At 34.7% G+C, this 23,657-nt stretch carries 27 protein-coding genes; 22 read left to right on the plus strand and 5 right to left on the minus strand.

From position 1 onward, the window contains the following. Positions 1 to 44: 44 nt before the first annotated feature. Complete coding sequence (locus C794_RS01790; RefSeq protein ID WP_017795428.1) at positions 45 to 563, plus strand: GNAT family N-acetyltransferase; 519 nt, start codon at positions 45 to 47, stop codon at positions 561 to 563. 41 nt (positions 564 to 604) lie between these two features. Here the strand turns inward: C794_RS01790 and C794_RS01795 are convergent, their stop codons facing one another. Next, complete coding sequence (locus C794_RS01795; RefSeq protein WP_017795429.1) at positions 605 to 2,056, minus strand: SulP family inorganic anion transporter; 1,452 nt, start codon at positions 2,054 to 2,056, stop codon at positions 605 to 607. A gap of 213 nt (positions 2,057 to 2,269) precedes the next feature. Between C794_RS01795 and C794_RS01800 the strand changes: the two genes are divergently transcribed. After that, positions 2,270 to 2,773: a GNAT family N-acetyltransferase gene (locus C794_RS01800; RefSeq protein WP_017795430.1), complete on the plus strand. Its 504-nt coding sequence runs from the start codon at positions 2,270 to 2,272 to the stop codon at positions 2,771 to 2,773. A 14-nt stretch (positions 2,774 to 2,787) separates the two neighbouring features. On the opposite strand, the gene C794_RS01805 is transcribed toward C794_RS01800, so the two are convergent. Then, positions 2,788 to 3,327: a dihydrofolate reductase family protein gene (locus C794_RS01805; protein ID WP_017795431.1), complete on the minus strand. Its 540-nt coding sequence runs from the start codon at positions 3,325 to 3,327 to the stop codon at positions 2,788 to 2,790. 210 nt (positions 3,328 to 3,537) lie between these two features. Between C794_RS01805 and C794_RS01810 the strand changes: the two genes are divergently transcribed. From C794_RS01810 to C794_RS01875, 15 genes are all read left to right on the plus strand, one after another. After that, on the plus strand, positions 3,538 to 4,278 hold the full coding sequence (locus C794_RS01810; RefSeq protein ID WP_017795432.1) for a class I SAM-dependent methyltransferase: 741 nt from the start codon (positions 3,538 to 3,540) through the stop codon (positions 4,276 to 4,278). 345 nt (positions 4,279 to 4,623) lie between these two features. Continuing rightward, complete coding sequence (locus C794_RS01815; protein WP_268258097.1) at positions 4,624 to 6,042, plus strand: tagaturonate epimerase family protein; 1,419 nt, start codon at positions 4,624 to 4,626, stop codon at positions 6,040 to 6,042. Positions 6,043 to 6,055: 13 nt separating this feature from the next. Next, positions 6,056 to 7,474, plus strand: coding sequence for a glucuronate isomerase (gene uxaC, locus C794_RS01820; protein WP_017795434.1), 1,419 nt, complete (start codon positions 6,056 to 6,058; stop codon positions 7,472 to 7,474). Between the two features lie 296 nt (positions 7,475 to 7,770). Beyond that, positions 7,771 to 9,360, plus strand: a complete 1,590-nt coding sequence (locus C794_RS01825) for an L-lactate permease (protein WP_017795435.1) — start codon at positions 7,771 to 7,773, stop codon at positions 9,358 to 9,360. 81 nt (positions 9,361 to 9,441) lie between these two features. Next, on the plus strand, positions 9,442 to 10,152 hold the full coding sequence (locus C794_RS01830; protein ID WP_017795436.1) for a FadR/GntR family transcriptional regulator: 711 nt from the start codon (positions 9,442 to 9,444) through the stop codon (positions 10,150 to 10,152). Between the two features lie 43 nt (positions 10,153 to 10,195). Continuing rightward, positions 10,196 to 10,930, plus strand: coding sequence for a (Fe-S)-binding protein (locus C794_RS01835; protein WP_017795437.1), 735 nt, complete (start codon positions 10,196 to 10,198; stop codon positions 10,928 to 10,930). Next, complete coding sequence (locus tag C794_RS01840; RefSeq protein WP_017795438.1) at positions 10,927 to 12,363, plus strand: LutB/LldF family L-lactate oxidation iron-sulfur protein; 1,437 nt, start codon at positions 10,927 to 10,929, stop codon at positions 12,361 to 12,363. The genes C794_RS01835 and C794_RS01840 overlap by 4 nt, the downstream gene beginning before the upstream one ends. Beyond that, on the plus strand, positions 12,350 to 13,051 hold the full coding sequence (locus tag C794_RS01845) for a LutC/YkgG family protein (RefSeq protein WP_017795439.1): 702 nt from the start codon (positions 12,350 to 12,352) through the stop codon (positions 13,049 to 13,051). Before C794_RS01840 ends, C794_RS01845 begins: the two co-directional genes overlap by 14 nt. A 383-nt stretch (positions 13,052 to 13,434) precedes the next feature. Next, the gene (locus C794_RS01850; protein WP_017795440.1) at positions 13,435 to 14,334 is read left to right on the plus strand and encodes a cupin domain-containing protein; all 900 of its coding nucleotides are present in this window, start codon (positions 13,435 to 13,437) and stop codon (positions 14,332 to 14,334) included. Positions 14,335 to 14,488: 154 nt separating this feature from the next. After that, positions 14,489 to 14,878, plus strand: coding sequence for a dihydrofolate reductase family protein (locus tag C794_RS21135; protein ID WP_017795441.1), 390 nt, complete (start codon positions 14,489 to 14,491; stop codon positions 14,876 to 14,878). Then, on the plus strand, positions 14,865 to 15,071 hold the full coding sequence (locus C794_RS21140) for a dihydrofolate reductase family protein (protein WP_017795442.1): 207 nt from the start codon (positions 14,865 to 14,867) through the stop codon (positions 15,069 to 15,071). Before C794_RS21135 ends, C794_RS21140 begins: the two co-directional genes overlap by 14 nt. A 1-nt stretch (position 15,072) precedes the next feature. Continuing rightward, positions 15,073 to 15,675 carry a dihydrofolate reductase family protein gene (locus C794_RS01860; protein WP_017795443.1) on the plus strand — a complete coding sequence of 201 codons (603 nt, stop codon included), beginning with the start codon at positions 15,073 to 15,075 and terminating at the stop codon, positions 15,673 to 15,675. 88 nt (positions 15,676 to 15,763) lie between these two features. Then, the gene (locus C794_RS01865; RefSeq protein WP_017795444.1) at positions 15,764 to 16,135 is read left to right on the plus strand and encodes a hypothetical protein; all 372 of its coding nucleotides are present in this window, start codon (positions 15,764 to 15,766) and stop codon (positions 16,133 to 16,135) included. A 375-nt stretch (positions 16,136 to 16,510) separates the two neighbouring features. Then, positions 16,511 to 17,359 (plus strand): GNAT family N-acetyltransferase, encoded by an 849-nt coding sequence (locus C794_RS01870; protein WP_017795445.1) that lies wholly within the window; start codon positions 16,511 to 16,513, stop codon positions 17,357 to 17,359. A gap of 30 nt (positions 17,360 to 17,389) precedes the next feature. After that, positions 17,390 to 17,839 (plus strand): GNAT family N-acetyltransferase, encoded by a 450-nt coding sequence (locus C794_RS01875; RefSeq protein ID WP_017795446.1) that lies wholly within the window; start codon positions 17,390 to 17,392, stop codon positions 17,837 to 17,839. Between the two features lie 143 nt (positions 17,840 to 17,982). Here C794_RS01875 and C794_RS01880 read toward each other — a convergent pair whose 3' ends face one another. Continuing rightward, positions 17,983 to 18,474, minus strand: coding sequence for a GyrI-like domain-containing protein (locus C794_RS01880; RefSeq protein ID WP_017795447.1), 492 nt, complete (start codon positions 18,472 to 18,474; stop codon positions 17,983 to 17,985). A gap of 269 nt (positions 18,475 to 18,743) precedes the next feature. Then, positions 18,744 to 20,048 carry a lysine N(6)-hydroxylase/L-ornithine N(5)-oxygenase family protein gene (locus C794_RS01885; protein WP_017795448.1) on the minus strand — a complete coding sequence of 435 codons (1,305 nt, stop codon included), beginning with the start codon at positions 20,046 to 20,048 and terminating at the stop codon, positions 18,744 to 18,746. 116 nt (positions 20,049 to 20,164) lie between these two features. Between C794_RS01885 and C794_RS01890 the strand changes: the two genes are divergently transcribed. After that, positions 20,165 to 20,551 (plus strand): hypothetical protein, encoded by a 387-nt coding sequence (locus C794_RS01890; protein ID WP_017795449.1) that lies wholly within the window; start codon positions 20,165 to 20,167, stop codon positions 20,549 to 20,551. A 28-nt stretch (positions 20,552 to 20,579) separates the two neighbouring features. Further along, positions 20,580 to 21,116 carry a P-loop NTPase family protein gene (locus C794_RS19610; protein ID WP_017795450.1) on the plus strand — a complete coding sequence of 179 codons (537 nt, stop codon included), beginning with the start codon at positions 20,580 to 20,582 and terminating at the stop codon, positions 21,114 to 21,116. A gap of 27 nt (positions 21,117 to 21,143) precedes the next feature. Here C794_RS19610 and C794_RS01900 read toward each other — a convergent pair whose 3' ends face one another. Continuing rightward, positions 21,144 to 21,326 (minus strand): hypothetical protein, encoded by a 183-nt coding sequence (locus C794_RS01900; protein ID WP_017795451.1) that lies wholly within the window; start codon positions 21,324 to 21,326, stop codon positions 21,144 to 21,146. Between the two features lie 130 nt (positions 21,327 to 21,456). Here C794_RS01900 and C794_RS01905 point away from each other — a divergent pair, with 130 nt between their 5' ends. From C794_RS01905 to C794_RS01915, 3 genes are all read left to right on the plus strand, one after another. Further along, entirely contained in the window at positions 21,457 to 22,221 is a 765-nt protein-coding gene (locus C794_RS01905; RefSeq protein ID WP_017795452.1) for a MerR family transcriptional regulator, read from the plus strand. A 174-nt stretch (positions 22,222 to 22,395) separates the two neighbouring features. Beyond that, complete coding sequence (locus C794_RS01910) at positions 22,396 to 23,040, plus strand: hypothetical protein (RefSeq protein WP_017795453.1); 645 nt, start codon at positions 22,396 to 22,398, stop codon at positions 23,038 to 23,040. A 45-nt stretch (positions 23,041 to 23,085) separates the two neighbouring features. Next, entirely contained in the window at positions 23,086 to 23,565 is a 480-nt protein-coding gene (locus C794_RS01915) for a nucleoside deaminase (protein WP_017795454.1), read from the plus strand. Positions 23,566 to 23,657 lie beyond the last annotated feature (92 nt).

Here is a 23,657-nt window from a genome sequence, read left to right on the forward strand (position 1 = left end):
TTAATTCATGTCGAATATTAAGTAGGATTAAGGAGGAAATAAAAATGTCTAAACATATAGGTTCTATCAATAAAGATCAACACGTTTACATTGCAGAAAAGGATGATATGAAAGGCATTGTTCGCTTGTTGAAAGGAGTCTCTTCATGGTTACAGGAGAGTCGTTTAAAACAATGGGAGTTTCTAAATGAAGGCGGAGAAGATCCAGAAATTAAACAGGCGATTGAGGATGAGAATACGTTTGTAGTTAAAGAAGGTGACGATTTAATAGCAACCTTTACGCTATATGAAATTCAAAATCCTTGGGATAAAAATATTTGGGGGCAATCCAGCGATGATGCCTTTTACTTACATAGGCTATCCGTTGATTACTCTCGATTAGGAACAGGTCTAGGTCGTGATGTCATTGCCTGGATGGAAACATATACAAAAACACAAGGAATGAAACGCATTCGCCTAGATTGTGTAGAAAATAACGAAAAGCTTAATTCCATTTATCAAAACCTTGGCTATGATTATAAAGGAACTAATCACGAACACTGCCGTTATGAGAAGATGTTATAAATGAGACGCATATCCCTTTGTCGGATATGCGTTTCTCTATGTTAGTGCATGGAATTATTCGAAAGCTTATCCATTGATTGAAGAAGTTGTGTACTCTCTTTGTTCATACCTCTAATTCGTACAACAATATCGTTTGCCTCAAACTTTGTTTTAATCTTGTCTAATGCACCGACTGCAGAATCATCCCATAAATGAGATTCGCTTAGGTCGATTTCTATATTATTTACACTGTCATGAAAATCAATCTGTAATAAAAAGTCCGTAACGGATGCAAAGAATAGCGGACCTTGTACTTTATAATAACGTGTGTCATGATTTAATGTTTTAATTACGTTTACTTTTGAGATTTTCGCAGCGAAGAATATCATGCTGAGAAGGACCCCTGCAAGAACTCCGTATGCAAGATTATGAGTTAATACAACCGTACCAACAGTAACAATCATTACTATAGCGTCAGTACGTGGAATACGGTGAATGTGTAGTACCGAATTCCAATCAAATGTACTCACTGATACCATAATCATTACTCCCGCTAGAGCTGCCATTGGAATTTGAACTACGATATCTCCTAAAATTAATATAAGGAACATTAAGAACACACCAGCAACAAATGCAGATAGTCGCCCACTTCCACCAGACTTCACATTAATAACGGATTGTCCGATCATGGCACATCCAGCCATACCTCCAAAACAACCTGCTACAATGTTAGCAATTCCTTGCCCTCTGGTTTCTTTGTTTTTATTGCTTTCCGTATCTGTCATATCATCAATAATATTGGCTGTTAATAATGATTCCAGAATCCCAACAATTGCTAAAGCGAGGGCATACGGCAAGATAATCATTAATGTCTCAAAGTTTAGTGGTATATTAGGTAGAGCAAACATAGGTAAAGATTGTGTTAACTCTCCCATATCGCCAACATTACGTACACCTATATTCATTGTTAATGCAATAATTGTAACAACAATAATTGCTACTAAAGTAGATGGCACAGCTTTCGTTATTCGAGGGAAAATATAAATTATTGTTAGAGTTAAGGCTACTAAAGCATACATAATCCATGTCTCGCCTACAAAATGCTGTAATTGTGAGGTGAAGATAAGAATTGCTAAAGCATTAACAAATCCTGTCATTACAGTTCTAGGAACAAATTTCATAAAGCGTGCTAATTTAAAAATGCCAAATAAGATTTGAAGAATTCCCGTTAAAATTGTAGCTGCTAACAAATATTCAATTCCGTGATTAGCTACCAAAGTTACCATTACTAATGCCATTGCGCCAGTTGCTGCAGAAATCATTCCAGGACGTCCGCCGACGAATGAAATCATCACTGCAATACAAAAGGATGCATAAAGTCCAACCATTGGATCTACACCTGCAATTATAGAAAAGGCAATCGCTTCAGGAATTAAAGCAAGTGCGACAACGATTCCTGCCAATATATCTCCTTTGATGTTTCCAAACCATTGTTCCTTCCATGTTTGTTCCATATTTATACCTCTTTCAATCTATTAAAATTTATTAAACCAAAATGATAAACACCATAACAATTTATAACAGATGACAACAATATACAAGTTATCAACCTGTTTATAATTTAATTATTAATAATTCGAAACAATTTAATAAATAATTGAAAAAGTAGTATTATAAAGATAAAATAATATTAATTTAGTATAAGGATGAATGGAAGTGAGGAGAAAGTGATATTTCAGTCGAATCAAATATACATAAGAGAAGCAACGAACAATGATATAGGGTATATAACAAACGTAGAGAATAGTGAAGAGAACAAACCTCATATTCTACCTTGGACAGAGGACCAGCATCGCAAGACTATGCAAGAGGAGGATTCCTATTATTTGATTGTTGTTGAGAAAATTACGAATCGCAATGTCGGATTTATTATTTTAAAAGGATTGACCAGTACGAATAAAAGTATAGAGCTCGTCCGTATTGCCATAGAAGAAAAAGATAAAGGCATTGGCAAAGAAGCATTGAGCTTAATTAAAGTATGGGCGTTTAATTCCTTTGAAGCGCATCGATTGTGGTTAGATGTAAAAACCGATAATAAAAAAGCAATTAATATTTACAAAACAGAAGGATTTACTTTAGAAGGAACATTACGAGAGTGTTTGAAAGTAGGAGAAACATATGAATCACTACATGTAATGTCCCTATTAAAACATGAGTTTCAAAGTAATTAGGTCTTTCTTTTAAACTATTTATATTGCAGAAGAACATTTCCTGACTTAAACCGATGCATTAAACTTAATTTTAATTCTTTTGAGTGACTGTGAGACAGTCTCTTTCCACCACCTAATATAACGGGATTAAAGATACATTGATACTCGTCAATAATATCATTTTTGATAAGCGATAGGGCTAGATCTCCACTTCCTAATAAAACGATATTTTCGTTACTGTTCTTGTATTGCTCAATACTATTTTGATAATCTGAGCCTAACAATGTAGTGTTCTTCCAATTTGCTTCAGTCAGAGTTTTCGAAATAATAAGTTTAGGTTTTTCGTTCATAATTTTTGCAATAGACGGGTTATCATCTAGTGCTACTTCTGTATTCCAGTAAGCTTCCATATGTTCATATGTTTTCCTACCAAATAGAATAAGATCAGCTTGTTGAAGGTTTTGAAAAGCAAAAGAATGGTACTCATCATCGACGTGATGCCAGGATAAGTCACCTGCGATTCCTTCATAATAGCCATCGATACTTAGCATAATGTGCCACGTTAATTTTCCCACGATTACCACACTCCTTAGACATATTTTAATGAATTTAGATATATCAAATTTCTTTTTAATTGCTTTATTATCAAAGGGGGTACACATCGAAAGCAGGAAACTAGAGAAAGAAGAAAATACTATCAAATATGTTTACCATCGAGAATTTGCAAAGAGATACCATTTGGTTGCTAACCAGTGAAATAAAACAACAAATATAAAGGTGATAACATGAAACAAAATAAATATGATGACCCGACATTTTTCAAAGCATATGCAGAGATGGCAAGGTCGAGGGGTGGGCTTGCTGCAGCTGGAGAATGGCCAGAGTTCCAAAAGCTTCTACCTGAAATGGGAGGCAAAAGTGTTCTCGATTTAGGTTGTGGATATGGCTGGCATTGTAGGTATGCCCGAACTCAAGGTGCAAGTACTGTCGTTGGAATAGATATTTCAGAGAAAATGCTCACGAAAGCCAATGAATTAACCAATGACGATGGAATAAGGTATGTAAACTCTGCAATTGAAGATATGGAGTTTTCTAATCAATCCTTTGATATTATTATTAGTTCCTTAGCATTTCATTATATTCAATCTTTTGATGAGGCTTGCACAAAGGTGTACAATCTTTTAAAGAAGAATAGTACATTTATATTTTCTGTAGAGCATCCGATCTTTACATCAAGAAACGACCAGGATTGGATTTACATAAGCGATTCTAGTGAACCATTATATTGGGCAGTAGATAATTATCAGTATGAAGGGAAGAGAAAGACTTCTTTTTTAAATGGGGAAGTAATAAAATATCACCGAACGTTATCGACTTATATAAATCAATTAATTAAAGCCGGCTTTCGGATCAATAATGTCGTAGAGCCAGGGCCAACGGAAGAATTGATATGCCAAATTCCTGAAATGGTGCATGAAAACCGAAGACCAATGTTTTTGCTTATTGCTGCGGAAAAGCGCGAATAGTAAGTAATAAGGTGACCTAATTAAGGTTACCTTATTTATGCAATTGATCGGATATTTCCTTGTAACACAGAAATTTTACGCCTTTTAAACAATAAAGTAACTTGCATTTGTACTTTTGTGAATTCTTTTATGGTTCCACCCTTGCACCCATCTAACTGTTTTTAGCAATTAAGCATGAATTATATTAAACATTTTTTAGAAAAGGTTGTTAAATCTAAATATTTGTATTATTATAAAATAACAACGTTGTTATTATGTAGTAAAAGAAAGGGGTAGTTTTCCATAGAAACTTTATTAAGTAATTTAAAATTAGGTGAAATTGGAGAGGGAACTGAGAACATAAAAATATACAAACGATCATTTACACATTATCAAGGAACATTTCTTTTGATGATAAAAGAAAGCGCTAACAAATTTTTGTTAGCATCGGGTGAAGGACCATTATATAGTGAATTAAATGGGCAAGAAATTGGTGATGAGGGTAAAGTTTGTCCGTTGACTCACCATAATCGATTGGTGTTAAATCGCTATTTTGATTATACAGTACCAAGTGCATTTGGAAAAAACACAGCAACTATAGGGCTCGGTGACCGACTTGGAATAGCTTCCCCTGGTCACATTGAAGCAATTAAAAATCGAGATGTAAAACCGATATTAGGTCAGCAAAGTATCCGCGAGCTAACTTTAACAAAACGTACTCTGGAAGATATGATTGATACAGCAACATTTGCCGTATTTCAAGAAGGATATAAAGACGGGTTTGGAATAGATGCAGACCATATTAAAAAAGAGGAAGATATTAAACGTTCACTAGAATTAGGAGTAACGATGCTGACACTAGATTGCTCAGATTATATTCAAAAAGACGTGGAGTCAGCATCTAAAAAACAAGTGCAAGATGAATTTGCGAAGCTAGATGTAAAACTTAAAAAATATTACCTTAATACCTATTCCAATCAAGTGTTTTCTCTCAAAACGAGAAAAATAGCAGTTAATGAAATTGATGTTATGCGCAATGTTTTAATATACGGAAAAGCGGTTGCTTACATGATACATGTATTTAACACTTATGTTCGACATTTAGATAGAGATTTTGATTTTGAAATATCGATTGATGAAACAGAGGCGATTACTTCTCCAGAAGCACATTTTTTTGTTGCAAATGAGTTGCGAAAGTCTCAAGTTGAAGTAACCAGTCTTGCTCCTAGATTTTGTGGAGAGTTTCAAAAAGGAATTGACTATATTGGTGATATAGATCAATTTGAAAAGGAACTAAGTGAACATGTAGATATTGCAAAACATTTTGGTTATAAATTAAGCATTCATTCCGGAAGCGATAAATTTTCTGTATTTCCAATTATTTCAAAGCATACAGAAAGGATTTTACACATTAAAACAGCCGGTACTTCATGGCTAGAGGCATTAAGGGTAATTGCGAATAAGAATCCATCGTTATATAGAAAGATACATGCTTATGCTGAAAAAAATGTAGAGCAGGCTTTGAAATACTATCACATTACTCCAAATTTTGAAGCGATTACTCCTCTTGAAGACACAAAGGATTCAATGCTTTCTGAGTATCTTAATGATGATAATGCGAGACAATTACTGCATATCACGTACGGATTGATTTTAACTGCAAATAGAAATGAGAGTTCTCTTTTTAAGGATGAAATATATTCGATGCTAAGTGAAAATGAAGATGTTTATCGTGAATATCTTATTAAACATATAGGTAAACATGTGGAAACATTAGATCTATAAAGGAGGATTTATGGTGAAAAAGTTTATGGATGATAATTTCTTACTAAGCAACAATATTGCAGAAGATTTATTTCATAATTATGCTAAAAATATGCCAATCATTGACTACCATTGCCATTTAAGTCCAAAAGAAATTTATATGAATAAAAGGTATTCAAACATTACAGAAGTTTGGCTGTATGGAGATCATTATAAATGGAGAGCGATGCGAGCAGCAGGTGTAGATGAGTCACTTATAACTGGTGATGCAAATGATTATGATAGATTTATGGCTTGGGCTGAAACAGTTCCTAAATTAATTGGTAACCCGCTTTATAATTGGACTCACCTTGAGTTACAAAGATATTTTGGTATAAATGAAATTTTAAATAAGGAATCCGGACCATCAATTTGGAAGAAGGTAAATAAACTTTTAATCCGTGATGATTTTGGTGTTAGAGATTTAATTAATCGGTCTAATGTACAAGTCGTTTGTACAACTGACGATCCAATTGATGACTTATCCTTTCATCAGATGTTAGTTGAAGATGACGAATTTTCGGTAAAGGTGTTACCCGGTTTTCGGCCAGATAAAGCAATAGAAATAAATCAGGATGGGTTTATTGACTATGTAGATTTGCTTGAAAAAGTTACTTCTCATTCTACAAAAACATATGATGGTTTTTTAAGAGCTCTTAGATCTAGAATAGATTATTTTCATCAAAATGGATGCAGAGTCTCTGATCATGCATTAAATACGATGATGTTTACGGAAACAACGAAAGAAAACGCCAGCAATTATTATGAAAAAGCTATTAGTGGTCAGAAAATTTCTCTTAAAGAAGAAAGTGATTTTAAAAGCTTCACACTAGTATTTTTAGGAGAACAATATGCAGAAAAAGAATGGGTAATGCAATATCATATAAATGCATTGCGTAATAATAATTCTAGAATGTACAATTATCTTGGACCAGATACTGGATACGATGCCATGAATGACGAAGTAATTTCTAAACCATTAGTAAATCTATTAAATGAGCTTGAAAAGAAGGATAGACTTCCAAAAACGATTTTATATTCCCTTAATCCAAATGATAATCCTGTTATTGCCTCTATAATCGGAAGTTTTCAAAGTGGGAGAGTTCCAGGAAAGCTCCAATTTGGAACAGCATGGTGGTTTAATGATACAAAATCAGGGATGATAAAACAAATGCAAACGTTAGCAGATATTGGTGTGTTCAGCCAATTTATTGGTATGCTTACCGATTCAAGAAGCTTTTTATCGTATCCTAGGCATGAATACTTTAGGCGCTTAGTTTGCTCCCTGGTTGGTGAATGGGTTTATAACGGTGAAGTTCCTTACGACCTAAAATTACTAGGAAAGATTATTCAAGATATATCCTACTACAATGCAGCAAGATATTTTGACTTTGGGCTTATATCAGATGAATAATCATAAGGTGGTTGTTTTGATACAAAACAACCACCTTAATTTAAATTGCTTGGGATTGTTGATGAAGTGGCTAGGTTTTTGAGAGTATGCTACTTTAAATAGATAATATATAGAATAAACAAGAGTTTATTATAGTTGTAATTTTTCTAAATGGAAGGAAGAATCATAGAAAAAATAATATAATACTATCTTGAATTCTTATAAATATCAGAGTAAACTATAAATAAGGTCATCAGATGACCTTATTTATTTTGTCATCTATGAAATCGCTTCATTGGGGAGAAAGAGGGGTTTTGATGTATTTACTTATAGCACTAAGTGCGATTATTGCACCGTTTATTTTTTTAGTGTTATTACGTTTTCCGGCAACAAAAGGAATGACGTGGAGTGCGTTAATTGTAATTTTATTCGCAATTACTGTATGGGGAATGGAAGGGGAAGTTATTGTATCATCTATTTTCCAGGGGACGCATAAAACATTAACTATTTTATGGATTTTATTTGGAGCACTTGTATTGTTGAATACTCTCCGCAATACGGGAGCAGTTGATCGAATTAATCAAGGTTTTCAAAGTATTTCAGCAGACATGCGAGTTCAAGTGATTATTGTTGCTTTTTTATTTGGGGCTTTAATTGAAGGGGCAGCGGGATTTGGTACTCCTGCAATGGTAACCGGACCTTTGTTAGTAGCACTAGGTTTTAGGCCATTGGCAGCAGCTACAATTGCTTTAGTAGCGGATAGTGCTTCGGTTGCTTTTGGAGCTGTAGGAACGCCGATTGCCGTTGGATTAAGTAATGTTCCTATAGCAAATGCTACGTTCTATGATGATATCGGTATCATGGTAACAACATTGGATCTTTTTGCTGGTACCTTTATTCCATTTGTATTGGTTATATTATTAACCATCTTCTTTGGAAAAAACAAAAGTCTCAAGCAAGCTTTACCTATGCTTCCATGGTCTCTAGTGGTTGGTCTCTCCTATACAGGTTCTGCTTTATTATATGCAGTTGTATTTGGACAAGAATTTGTTGCCATATTGGCTTCGCTAACAGCATTAGTCATCGCTACACTTACAGCAAAAAAAGGATGGATATTACCAAAAGAAACGTGGAGAGAGGCTGTGCGAGAAGGGTTTGTGGTTAAGGAAAAGAAATCAGAGATGGGTATTATAGCAGCTTGGTCACCGTATGTTGTTGTCGTTGTTTTATTACTTATGACTAGAATTATTCCTTGGCTAACCGAATTTACACAATCAGCAATAGATTTATCTTGGACGAATATTTTGGGTGTAGAAGGCGTTTCATCCAATTGGGAGTTTCTGTACTCGCCAGGTACGATATTGGCAGTGGCAGCGGTTCTATCTGTATTTTTACATAAAAAATCGTTCCGGACCTTTTTAACCGCATCTAAAGACTCACTATCAACCATGAAGACAACATCCATTTCATTAATTGCTACCTTAGCAATGGTTCATGTATTTACGAATTCGGGAATGAATCTCAATGAACTAGCAAGCATGCCACAATACATTGCAGAATCATTAGCAAATTCATTAGGATTTATTTGGTTGCTTGTTGCGCCATTTTTAGGAGAATTAGGTTCTTTCATTACAGGAAGTGCTACGGTATCTACACTTACATTTTCTCCGATTCAATATAGTGTAGCGAATCAAATAGGATTGGATGTAAATGCAGTGCTTGCAGCTCAGGTAATTGGAGCGGGAGCTGGCAATATGATTTGTGTGCATAATGTTGTTGCAGCTAGTGCCGTAGTAGGGCTGAGTGGTAAAGAAGGGGATATTATACGAAAGACCTTACTTCCTGCCATTCTTTATGCATTAATTGTTGGAATCGTTGGATTTATTATTGCTCATTTCTTTTTATAGATTATCGTGGTCCTTACCATCAGCTTTTCAAACCGGTTCGTTTCCATTAAAATGGTCTCAAGCGATGAGGAGTTGAAATAAATGGAGTATAAACGTATTAAATCCAAAAAAATATATGAACAAGTTGCAGATTCATTAATAGAGATGATTAAACAAGGACGTATACAGCCTGGAGATAAACTAGATTCTGTAGAACAATTAGCACAAAACTTTGGAGTAGGAAGATCTGCTATTCGTGAAGCACTAAGTGGCTTAAGATCTATGGGATTAGTAGAAATGAGGCAAGGTGAAGGTACATTTATTAATACCTTTAATCCAAAAAGATTCACACTACCTGTAAGTACAGCATTTCTCATGAAACAAGATGATGTAAAAGAATTATATCAAGTGCGTAAAATACTTGAAGGTGGTACGGCGAGGTATGCTGCTACCAGCTATGAACAGTTAGATTTAGACAAGATGGAAGAAGCATTAAACGTAATGAAAAATGCTAAAGGGGATGACGTATTAGCAGAACAAGCAGATACAGAATTTCACTTAGCGATTGCCCAAGCGACACATATGGATTTATTAATCCATTTAATGGGCAGTGTGTCTGATTTGATGTCAGAGACAATTCGAGAAACTAGACAGATTTTATTATATTCAGAAGACCGAGCGGATGCGCTATATGAAGAGCATGCACGCATATATCAGGCAATAAAAAATAGACAACCAAATGAAGCGAGAGACGCAATGTATGATCATTTAGAAAAAGTAGAAATGCTCTTGTTTAAAAATCTAGATATGTAATTCTAGCCTCGGTCATAGTTTAAATTAGAAGAGGTGTAACCAAATGAAAGTATCGTTATTCATTACATGTGTGAGTGATATTGTATTTGCAGATGTAGGTAAACATACTGTGGAAATTTTAGAACGAGTAGGTTGTGAAGTTGATTTTCCAGCTGCGCAGACATGCTGTGGTCAACCTGCCTATAACAGCGGCTACCTACAAGAAGCTAAAAAATCAATGAAACAGATGATTAAAGCATTTAAAAATTCAGAGTATGTAGTTGGTCCTTCTGGATCTTGCGTAGGGATGTTAAAAGAATACCCTCATATTTTTCAAGGGGATCCAGAATGGGAACAACCTGCTATTGATCTTGCGAATAAAAGCTATGAAATTACTCAATTTTTAGTAGATGTATTAGGAGTAACGGATTTAGGCTCAACTTTCAAAGGAAGAGTTACGTACCACCCTTCCTGTCACATGACGAGGGTACTAGGAGTAAAAGACGCACCACAAAAACTATTGCAAAGCGTAAAAGGTATTGATTTTGTTGAACTTCCTGTAAAAGAGGATTGCTGTGGATTCGGTGGAACTTTCTCCGTGAAAAACCCGGAAATATCAAGAGAAATGGTAAAAGAGAAGTCTCAGCATGTGTCCGAAACAAAGGCTGAATACCTAGTAGGTGGAGATATGGGTTGCTTAATGAATATCGGTGGCAGAATGCGCCGTGAAGGTAAAGATGTCAAGGTGGTTCACATTACAGAAATACTAAATACACATAGTGAAGGAGGAAAAGCATGAGCGTAAAAATTGGTGATGTTTCCTATAAAGATCGAATTGATAAGGGAATTGAAAACGACTTTATGCGTCAAGCCGTTTCTTCGGCACAAGGGAGATTTCGTAAGGGACGACTTTCCCAAGCAGAGGAGTTAGGAAATTGGGAAGATTGGCGCCAACTAGGTTCGGAGATTCGAACACATACATTAGAAAATATAGATTACTATCTTTATCAATTGAGTGAACAAGTAGAGAAACGCGGAGGTAACGTATTTTTCGCACAAACTGCTGAAGAAGCCAATGAATATATTGAAAATGTTGTGAAAAAGAAACAAGCGAAAAAAGTTGTAAAAACAAAATCCATGGTTACCGAAGAAATTGGATTAAATGAAGCTTTAGAAAAATCGGGCGCAGAAGTAGTTGAATCTGATTTAGGTGAATGGATCCTCCAATTAGATGAGGATCCTCCATCGCATATTGTTACACCTGCTTTGCATAAAAACCGTCAACAAATTCGTGAAACATTTGCAGATAAACGTGGATATGATAAGACAGATTCACCAGAAGAACTGGCAGCCTTTGCCCGTGAGCAACTACGTCACGATTTTCTAACTGCTGATGTCGGTATAACAGGTTGTAACTTCGCTATTGCAGAATCTGGAGCAATTACATTAGTAACCAATGAAGGTAATGCAGAAATGGTTACTTCACTACCAGATACACAGATTACAGTGATGGGGATGGAACGATTAGTGCCAACATGGGAGGACATGGAAGTACTTGTTAGTTTACTAACACGTGCAGCAGTTGGTCAAAAGCTTACAAGTTATATTACAGCCTACACCGGAACTAGATTGGAAGAAGAGATAGATGGTCCAAATGATTATCATCTTGTAATTGTTGATAATGGTAGATCCAAGATATTAGGAACAGAATTTCAATCTGCACTTCATTGTATTCGCTGTGCTGCATGTATTAACGTATGCCCAGTTTATCGTCATGTAGGTGGTCATGCGTATAACTCTATTTATCCAGGTCCAATTGGTGCCGTATTAACACCGCTTCTCGATGGATATGACGATCATAAGGAATTACCATATGCTTCTTCTCTTTGTGCAGCCTGTACAGAAGCTTGTCCGGTGAAAATTCCATTGCATGAGCAATTAATTCGTCATCGTGAAATCATTGTAGAGGAGGAAAAGAAATCTCCAGTTTCCGAAAAAATTATGATGAAAGGTTTTGCTCAATGGGCTTCGAATCCAGCAGCTTATAAGTTAAGTACGAAAGTGGCTAGGACCGCATTAAAACCATGGACAAAAGATGAGTTTGTCGAGAATGGACCAGGACCATTAAAAGGTTGGACAGATGTACGTGACTTTCCTGCTCCAGGTAAACAATCTTTCCGTGCTTGGTGGAATGAACGTGCGAAGGGAGAAAAGCAAAATGCCAATTCATAATCGAGATAAATTTTTAAGTAATTTAGCTGCTAACCTTGGCCGACCTCGAAAAATAGAAGGCGTAGAAAGACCGGAGTATAGTGTGCAGCCACAATATGAAGTTCTACAAGGAGCTTCGCAAGATGAGTTAATTGACGTATTAGAAAAACATTGCGAAGTCATCCATACAGACTTTGTGCGCACGAGTAAACAGGAGCTACCTAATGTTGTACGACAAACTATTGATCGATATGAAGCAAAGTCCATCATTGTTTCTAATGATAAACGTAACGTGGAATATGGGATGGATCAAGCTTATAATCAGTATGCAGAAGAACTAGATATGCATATTTGGGATGCTTCTATTGGTAAAGAAAACCAGGTTATTGCAGAGAAAGCGGATGTTGGAATTTCCTTTAGTGATATAACACTTGCAGAGTCAGGAACGGTAACCTTAAAGAACGATAAAAATAATGGTAGATCGATAAGTTTAATGCCTAAAAGTTATATCGCTATTATTCCAAAAGAAACAATTGTACCTCGAATGACCCAAGCAGCAAAACAAATTCATGATGATCATGTCAATGGAATAGAGACACCTTCAAGTGTTTGTTTTGTCACAGGGCCTAGTAATAGCGCCGATATTGAAATGAATTTAATTGTAGGTGTCCATGGTCCAGTAAATGTTACGTATATTGTGGTAGATTAAAAAAGAAGTTTTTTAAGAAACTTCAATCGTTTTTTAAATGAAATTTAGCAATTAAGAAATTGATTTGAATATAAAAATACGACAATTCAATAATAAATCGAGAGAATTCATTAGATTAACAGATACATGATAGCAGATGAAATATGAGAGATTCCTAGAAATAGAGAATTCAATTACAAAGCATTAATGTTTGTATATTGAAAAGGATGGGGACATAATCATATTTCATCTGCTTTTTTTATTTAGAATTGCTTTTTTACATCTTTTTGTAAGTTATTTTCTGTAGTTACTCTCCCTTTTAAATCAGTAATTAAAATAAGAACGATTTCCTCATGTGGGCATATGCTGATTGTAGATTCTATGAAAGGTGGGTTAATGAATACATGTATTATATTCCATATTATCCAAATGATCTTCGTTATGCTTCTCAGTCTCCCTTAATTACGGAAAAAGAGAAAGAAAAGTTAGCAGAAATTACATTAGAGAACTTACAAAAAGATGCTGTAACCATTCAATTATTAGATCAGTTAAGCTCATCTACGAATGAACAGCAATACTTGAATACACTAAATTACACACGTGAGGTCAAATTGAGAAACATAAATCAATTGGATTATTTATATAGAAATATCACTGGTAATGCCCCGAATTATCAGAAATCCAGTGAAGCAAGCAGAAATACAGAAATAGGCATACAAGATGTTGTAGAACGATGTATAGAAGATTATGAAGAAAATTATAAAGCTAGTCTAAGAAGTAGTAGCTCGGCTGTTCAACAATTATACTATCAATTATCTTCCGTAGGTTATATGGCTGCTAACCAATTGTATAATTATCATAATTCGAGAAATAGTGAATTAGGCATCACTCTGAATAGACAGTTGGAAGATCAGGGTGGATACCCATTTGTTATTGATATAGAGGAAGCCGCTGAACAAAATACAGCTTACCGTACAGCAATTTGGACCGGAGAACATTTACAAGTCACATTAATGAGCATTCCTGTTGGTGATAATATCGGTTTAGAAGTACATCCAACTCACGATCAATTCGTTCGAATAGAAGATGGAGACGGATTGGTTCAGATGGGGAGTCAAGAGAATAATTTAACATACCGACGACAACTTTCTGATAGTAGTGCTGTGATGATACCTGCAGGAACGTGGCATAATATAACTAATACAGGAGATGAACCACTGAAATTATACACCATTTACGCCCCACCAGAACATCCTTTTGGTACTCTACATCAGACAAAAGCGGATGCACTCGCTTCAGAATAAATAAGAATATGCTAAAAACGCATGAAATCAGAGCTCATGCGTTTTTTTATAATAAAAGGAGAGTAATTTCAACTTGTTCGCAAATAAAAAGAAATAGGGCATGGGTAATTGTGGTACATTCCTTTATAAGCAATTAATAGAAAGGGGGAAAAGGGTGAGTAGGAAAATTATTTATTCACAAATGGTTTCATTAGATGGCTTTATTGAGGGGATTAATGGTGAATTGGACTGGAGCATACCAAGTGATGAATTATTTCGATTTATAAATAAGCAGGAGGAAAATATAGACACACATTTATATGGAAGGAAAATGTATGAAAATATGTCTATATGGCCAAGTAAAGGACAATCACCAAATGCTTCACAAGAAGAGAAGGATTGGGCAAAACACTGGATGAACGTAAAAAAATATGTGATATCAAGTAAATTAAAGCAAGAGGATCTTAAATGGAATACAGAGTTGCTGAATGGTGATATGGTGTCATCCGTCTTACAATTAAAAGGAACTACAGGCAGGGATGTTTCTCTAGGTGGGGCGAGCTAGAGAATTTATTCATCATGACTTAGTAGATGAAATTTGGTTATTTATTTTCCCAATATTGCTTGGTGATGGCAAGCCAATGTTTCCTATTATGCCAAATCAAAGAAAATATTATTTAAAAGAGTACAAGCGATTTGATGAGACTGTTTTTTTAAACTATGCACGAATAAATAACATTCTAAAGGGAGATTTATAGTATGGGAAAGGTGTATGTAGATATTTCCATGTCACTAGATGGGTATATCACTGGAAAAGATGATTCTATGCAACAACCATTGGGAATAAGTGGAGAAGCATTACAGAATTGGATGTTTCAAGGATCATTTGCTAGTGAATACAATGCTTTTTTTACCATGTCTGAAATAAATCGACGTGTATTTGATAAACCAATCGGGTCGTTAGGTGCAATGATGGTAGGAAGAAGAACCTTTGATATCGTAAACGGATGGAATGGCAGTCATCCAATAGCAGGTATTCCTATCGTAGTTGTAACACATGAACCACCGAACGAATACGCGAAAAAAGATACAACATTTCATTTTGTAAGTGGTATTCATCAGGCAATTGATACTGCAAGACAAATTGCTGGGGATAAGGAAATTAGTATTGGAAGTGCAAGTATCGCACAGCAATGTTTAGCAGAAAAACTAGTAGATGAACTACATTTACATATTGCGCCTGTACTATTAGGAGATGGTAAGAAATTATTTGCAAGAAACAATCAACAAACTCCACTTAAATTAATAAAAGCAATTGATGGGGAATTAGTCACCCATCTTTATTATCAGATAATTTCATAGGCAACTGAAAAAGGATTAACCTCCTCTCGTATGGGTATATTGCAAAATACTGAATAGTATGAATGTATTAACGGGAGGGGATTGTTGTATGTCTATCAAATTAAAGCGTAATACTGGGATAATGGGTGGAGCAACTAGAATTATCGTTAAAGCTGACAGCAAGAAGTTGACAAGTTTAAAGCAGAATGAGGAAACACTCGTCGATTTGCCTGAAGATCAAGCGAAAATTACTGCGAACCAATGGTTTTTGGGAAGTAAGCCAACATCAGTAAAAGATGGTGACAACGTGGTAGTGCGCATGAACAACTCTGCCCTTTTATTATATATCATTTCCATGGTTGCATTATTCACCGGTTTGTTTACCAGCAATTTAATTATCCTCATTATTGGAATCGTATTAATTTTTATTACTACTATTTTTGCAATTAAAAATTGGTTTGTGGTTAATGTGGAATCCTAATATAATACGCACTAATCTATATTATTGAGTGGAATCAAAGAAAGACTGGAACGAGAGGTGCTCTAACACCAAAAAATCCGAAGGAGTATAAGAAAGTCGATAATAAAGTCGTTCTAAAACCCAAACGGAGCTAGAAAATTGGAAAGAGTAGTAAATAGACTTGTTCTATAAATCAAACTAGGTTGACAAATTGGGTAAAGTATTTCTATAAAATTAATAAGTCTCCTATTCCTAACAAATAATGGGCTAGTGGTTAAATCGATAATTGACATTTATTGGCGAAGAATAAAATAGCATTTAAAACATTCTGAAAAATAAAACGGATTCGTGTATAATAATTTAAGTAATAAAGGTATACGTATGGAGGCGAACAAATTGGAATTAATAAAAGCAACGTCATATTCGAACCTAGCCGCTTTTCTAGCAAAAGTAAATTCTAACCCTGCAAAAAAGTGTGGCTATATTGGTGAGGATCTTAATCAGATCGAAGAAGTGTTGGTAGAGGATTTTAAACTAGATGAGATAATCATTGCGGTTGAGGGAGACCAAATTGTAGGTATGGTTGCTTTTGATTACGAAGATGAAGAAGCAGAAGTTTGGGGTCCAGTCGTAACAAGTGAAAATCCAAATCAAACTGCAAATAAACTCTGGTCTCACCACCCGTTTACAAAACAAAATTGGAACTTACATTTTTTTTACCATGTTAATAACGTTGAAATGAGAACATTTGCGGAAAACTTAAATGCGAGTATACTTGGATATCATACCGTACTGCAATGCAATCAATTAGGTAGCACAGGCAAAACAAATTATGAAGAAATAGATTTAAATAATAAAAAAATGATCGGAAGTTTTAAGACATTACATGATACGCTTTTTCCAGATACATATTATCCAGCTAAAACAATTCTTGAGCGTCTCACGGATGAACATCGATTATTAATACGAACTAATGATGTCAATGATGTAATTGGGTATGCTTATTTAGAAGGCAGTAAACAGTTTAAAGAAGGAAGTGTGGAATTTATAGGCGTTGATTCTGATTATCGAAAACAAGGTGTAGGAAAGCAATTATTACAGCAAAGCATGACACTACTTATGCAAGAGATGGAAATACCATCTTTGTATTTGACAGTTAATGATGAGAATATAGGTGCAATACGTCTTTATGAATCAGTAGGTTTTAGACAGGTGAATAATTTTGTGCACTATGAATTAGGTTGAATATATAAAGGAATTAGAGAGGGAATTTTAATGATACAACGATTAAAAGAGATAGAAAATGCTCCAATGAAACTACTATTATTGGCGGATCCATCTGAAAGTATTGTAATCGAGTATTTGCAAAGAGGCTCTTGTTATGTATTAGAGAAAAATAACCAAGTAATTGGAGAATATGTGCTTATCCCAACAAGACCAGAGACTATAGAAATTGTTAACGTGGCAGTTGATGAAAGCTTTCATGGTCAAGGATTTGGAAAGAAACTTATACTTCATGCAATTGAAGAATCAAAGAAACTTGGATATAAAACGATTGAAATAGGTACGGGTAATAGTGGTGTTAATCAACTAGCATTATACCAAAAATGTGGATTTCGAATGATCGGCATTGATCGTGATTTTTTTGTGCGACATTATGATGAACCGATTTTTGAAAATGGAATTCAGGTAATTGATATGGTTCGGTTATCGATGGATATATAGAAAGTTGGAAACATACAATGACCTCAACTTTAACTGAAGAATGATGCAGTGCAAAAATCTCAACAAGTTAATCAGCTAGCACATTGAACATCAATGTATATTTCCTTAGTGGAAACTTCATCTGCTTTTTTGCATCTTTCAAATTAATCAATTTGTCTTGTTATAGGAATCATAATATTGAAGTGAGGTTGTTCGAGATCTCGATGTACAGGATAAACTTCATGTTTAATTGGTAAATCATCGTAGTATTCAATGTTCGGTTCAGTGTAAGGGATATAGGTACAATCTTTTAACCAATGATAAATCTTCATATATGTTTTTCCTATATCATCTCCTGCTTGATGAAATGTAATAAGATAAGTTAACTCAGGAATATAAATGTCGATCATACCAAGAGGAATTTCCGTATTCTCTTTCACTTGAAATCCTGAGTAATGTACAAATCCATCTGGCCGAGTATGGTAGGACAGACCAAGTTGTTTTTGAGAATCTATGATGTCTTTTAACTCAGTGGAGCGGTTATACATGTTTTCAATAGTATGTTTTAGCTCGTTGACTTGAGTATATGGCCCCTCCCATTTTAATCCAATTAATCGGTATCCGGGTAAGGTCCTTATATGGAATGTGTCTTCCATATCAATTGCCTCCTTTGCTCCAGAATTTATTTTAATCTATTTTCGACAAATTATAATGATATTCCTTCTTAGTCAAATAAAAAGCTAAAAACTCTAACTTTTTCATCCCGTAAGTAACGGGGCAGTAACCCGCTTAACCAAGAAGTAAGCGGGTTACTGCCAATAAAATGTTTGTTTCTGTTCAGGGCCTTTAGGTTATACCTTTGTGGTATTTATATAGAGTGAGAATGGAGAAGTAACGCCCACACCCCCGTTCAATGAATTTCGCTTTATTCAAATCGCTGAAAAACTGCCTGTTTTGGAATAGGGTAAATACTTTTTCCAGCAATAGAATTAATAATCTTTTGATTGCGAAGTACAGATAAGCCTAAGTTAGTCGCACTAGAACCATGAGAATGCTCCAAGTTAGTTAATGTATAGATATGATTATTGCGTTCCTTTTTAAAAGTTAAACGATAATCTTTGGTCACTTTATACAAATTTTTATCTTCCCATATAATCTGTTCTGAAAAACGTTCTAACCAATCCGGAAGATTCGGCTTATACCCCGTTGCAAGAATGACTTTATCAGAAGTATATGTAAAATCCTCTTTCTTTTGCCATTGCTCGCAGGTTAGCAAATAAGTCGATCGGAACGTATCTTTTTTTATATCCTGGACAGCAGTGGACGATTGGATAGTTACAGATGGATTGGCTGGATGAATAGAACGGTTATACAGAATTTCATAAATCTTATTTAACATGGTCGGGTCGACACCGTTTCGAACACTATCCAATGTTTCCAGTGATTCTTGTCTTCCTTCAAAAGATAATTTATGGAAGTAATCGATAAACTCAGGTGAAAAAACTTCTTTACCAAGACTTGTTTCATCTTTTTGAAAGAACCCACCCGAACGAGTGAACCAGGTTAATTCATAACCATGCTTTTTTTGATCTTTTAACAAATCATAAAAAACCTCTGATGCACTTTGCCCAGAACCGACTACCGTTATAGAATTGGATTTTTTGAATGAATCTTCAAGATACAAATATCTGCTTGTGTGTGTGACATCTTCATCTGGAAAACCTTGTAATGGTTCAGGGATATTTGGAATACTACCTGTACCTAATACGATATGACGAGAGAAGTAAGATGCTATTGTTTGATCAGCGAGATTTTCCACAACCACTTCAAAATGAGACGGTTTCTCATTTTGATGGTCAATAACATCAACTACGCGCATCCCAAAATAACAGTGATTGAGGTTAGAGACCACCCACTGACAATAATCATTATACTGTTCCCTTGGTATGGTAAAACGATTAAAGAAATAAAATTGATAGAGTTGATTATGTACATGTAAATAGTTTAAAAATGTATGAGGACTTGTAGGATTAGCAAATGTTACTAAGTCTGCTAAAAATGGGGTTTGCATATCCATTCCTTCTATAAGCATGCCCGGATGCCAATTAAACTTCATTTCTTGCTCGAAGAATATTGCATCAACTTCTGCTGTTTCTTCTGTTAAAACAGCAAGGCTTAAATTAAATGGACCAACTCCGATGCCAATTAAGTCGTGTATTTTCTTGTTCATTTGTTTCCTCCGAATAATGTGATTATTTAAAAACATCATATATAATTTATCTATAGTTCAATCTATGTTATTTATTCCCTAATCGAATACGATATAAACGAAAGGAGGGGAAAGAATTGGAACTATACACTGTTATTGCTTTTATCGTTGTTATTTTGTTTTTGGTTGTTGCACTATTTCAAATTCTATTGGTTATTGGCTGTCCATTAGGTGAGTTTGCCTTAGGAGGAATGTATAAGGTTTTGCCTAAGAAGTTGCGATTTATAAGTGGTATTAATGCTTTAGTACTGTTGGTTATGTGTGGAGTATTTGCTGCTTACACTGGTTTGTGGAGTGTATCCTCTTCTATTAATTTCCACATGATGGCCAGTATTATCACAGGGTTCTTAGTGTTAAACACGATTGCCAACCTTTTTTCGAGGAGTAAAAAAGAAAAGTATGTTATGACACCCTTATCTGGGGTAATGTTTTTATTTTGTTTGTATCTCGTTTTGTTTACATAAAAAAAAGGATTGAAGGGGTCTCTAAGGAATGAGTAAGGTACATATAATTGGTTCAGTGGGTAGTGGAAAAACTACCATGGCAAGAGCAATAAAAACGATTTTGGATATTCCTCATATAGAGTTAGACAATATTGTTTGGATACGAGATAGTACAGGGGATAGAAGGAGAGATTTGGAGGATAGAGATGCTTTATTACAGTCTTATGTTCAACAAAATCATTGGGTTATAGAAGGTGTTCATATTTCCTGGGTGAATTCTAGCTTAGAAAATGCAGATGCAATCATCTTTTTAGATATGCCATACTATATACGAATCTATCGAATTATACGTCGGTTCATATTGCAGAAGTTAGGAAAAGAATCAGCCAATTATAAACCAACATTATCCATGTTTTTTCATATGATTCGGTGGAATCATGATTTTGAAAATAAAAGTAGGGAAACTATTCTAACTCAATTACAACCTTATCGTGAAAAAGTACATATTCTACGATATTCTAAAGAAGTAGAAAATTTCTTGCATCATTCAACGGTGTTATGTAAAGCAAATGAGAAGATACTATGAAGATGAGTAAGCCTGAAAAATACAGGCTTATTCTGTTTTTATAGAGAAGTATACAATTAACCCTATAGTTGTTGCTAGTAAAATCGCAAATATAGAAACAAATAAGTATCCGACTGGTATTGATACGACAAAAAAGTCGATAATGAACAACAAGAATACTAATATAATCGAAATCGTATAGGTACTGAGTGTAACTTTTCGTTTATTCATGATGTGTCCCCTTTCGGATTGTCCTTAAGTTCTATTTACCCGATGAACTTTTTTTTGAAACAAATTAAAAGATGGTATTGACCTTTACGCAACGTAAACCCTTAAACTGAAATTGTCAGGAGGTGATGAAGTGGATTATACGGTGAAGCAAGTGGCAAAAATATCGGGTGTTAGTGCACGAACATTGCGATATTATGATCAAATTAATTTGCTCAAGCCGAAGTTGGTGAATGATTCTGGTTATCGCATTTATGGAGAGGAAGAAATTAATCGTCTGCAGCAAATACTCCTTTATCGGTCAATGGGTATGAAGCTGAATCAAATCCAATCTGTTCTTGATGATTCAACCTTTGATATTCATAACGCTTTAAAAGAACATCGTAAACAACTGCTGGCACAACGGAAGCAAATTGACCACTTATTACTGACTGTCGATAAGACAATACGTTATCAAAAAGGAGAATTGAATATGTCTAATAAAGAGAAGTTCGAAGGGTTTAAGAAAGAACGACTGGAAGAGAATGAGAAGGTATTTGGCAATGAAATTCGTCAAAAATATGGGGAAGAGACAGTAAATACCTCTAATCAACAATGGATGAATATGAGTGAAGAAGAATTCAAACAAATGCAAGAGATAGAAAATGAATTGTTTTTGTCATTAGATAAATTATATCAATCAAAAGATTTAGATTCCAAAGAAGCGAAACAAGTTTTTGACCTTCATAAGAATTGGTTAATGTTTAGTTGGGCGGAATACTCTGCTGAAGCACACAAAGGGTTAGCGGAAATGTATGTAGCAGATGATCGTTTTAGAAAGTATTATAACGAAAAGGCTGATAAAGAAATTGTAGATTTACTTCGCGACATAATAGTGAAGTATGCGAACCAACAATAATTGATTAAAAAGAGCCTCTAGTCATTGGTACTAGAGGCTTATAAAATTTTTTAGAAACTTTTTTAGCGCTGAATCGTACAACAGTTGATAATTTTTTTAATGATGAAAAGATGCAAAAGGTCGTCTGTAAAAAAATTAGATTTTAAATTGTAGAATTAAGTTTGGGGGGCCATTGTGGAATCTATATTCACTTACCAATGGGAGATATTTATCGCAGCAGAAATCTTATCTGTGATAATGCTCTTGTTATTTGGAATAACAAGATATCTTCTAGATAGAAAACAGCTTAGTGTCATTTTTATAATTTTATTTTTAGTACTTCTTATTATGGAAGCTATACTTGGTATTTGGGTTTATCAACAAACGGGAGAAATTTCTAACTTTCAAATCATTATTACAATATTTGTAGTTTATGCTTGTACATTTGGTATCATCGATTTTAAACGGTTAGATCGCTGGATGAGAAAAATAATAGGAAAATGGAGAAGCAAAGAACTCTTAACGGAAAGAGATAGAGCGATAATGGCAAAACAAAAGAATCCAACGTATATTGCCAGAAAATATCGTTATTCTTCTATCATTCATCTTATTATTTTTGCTTCTGTCCAATTCATTTTATGGATATATGGACTAGGTGGTACGGAAAGTATTTTGGATTATATCACCGACTTATCATGGATTGAAAATGGTGACTATAGACAATCTCCATATGCGAACGAAACAGCATTTGGATTATCCATGGTTTGGGGGATTATTTTTATTGTTGATTTTATTTATTCATGGTCGTATACTATCTTTCCAAGTAAAGAGGATAAATAATTCCGATAATTTGGTAAACTGTTATAAAGGGGTGAAGAAGATAGCATGCAAATAAATCAAAATCATCATCTATTTATGGCAAAGGCTATTGAGTTAGCGGTTAGTAACATCTCTCAAGGTGGGGGACCTTTTGGAGCAGTCATTGTAAAAGATAATGAAATAATAGCTGAAGGGTCAAATCAAGTAACCAATCACAATGATCCAACTGCACATGCCGAAATTCAAGCAATACGCCAAGCTTGCGAGAAGCTTTCGACGTTTGAATTAAATGGCTGTACCCTTTATACAAGTTGTGAACCATGTCCAATGTGTTTAGGTGCAATCTATTGGGCGAGAATCGATGCGGTATATTATGGGGCTAATCGGAAAGATGCTGCCAAAATTAATTTTGATGACGATTTAATCTATCAAGAAATTGAACTTTTGCCCAGCGCACGCAAACTTCCGTTTATCACAATTCCTACAAACGATTCCTTACTTCCATTTGAAACATGGGAAAAGTATACGAAAAAGACTCATTATTAGATGTCAAATATGAATTTGACATCTTCTTTTTTTGACGTATAATAATTAGTAATTATAAAATTACAAATTACTTCTGAAAATTGAGGTGAAGT

The organism is Oceanobacillus kimchii X50 (assembly GCF_000340475.1).
Lineage (GTDB): Bacteria > Bacillota > Bacilli > Bacillales > Amphibacillaceae > Oceanobacillus > Oceanobacillus kimchii.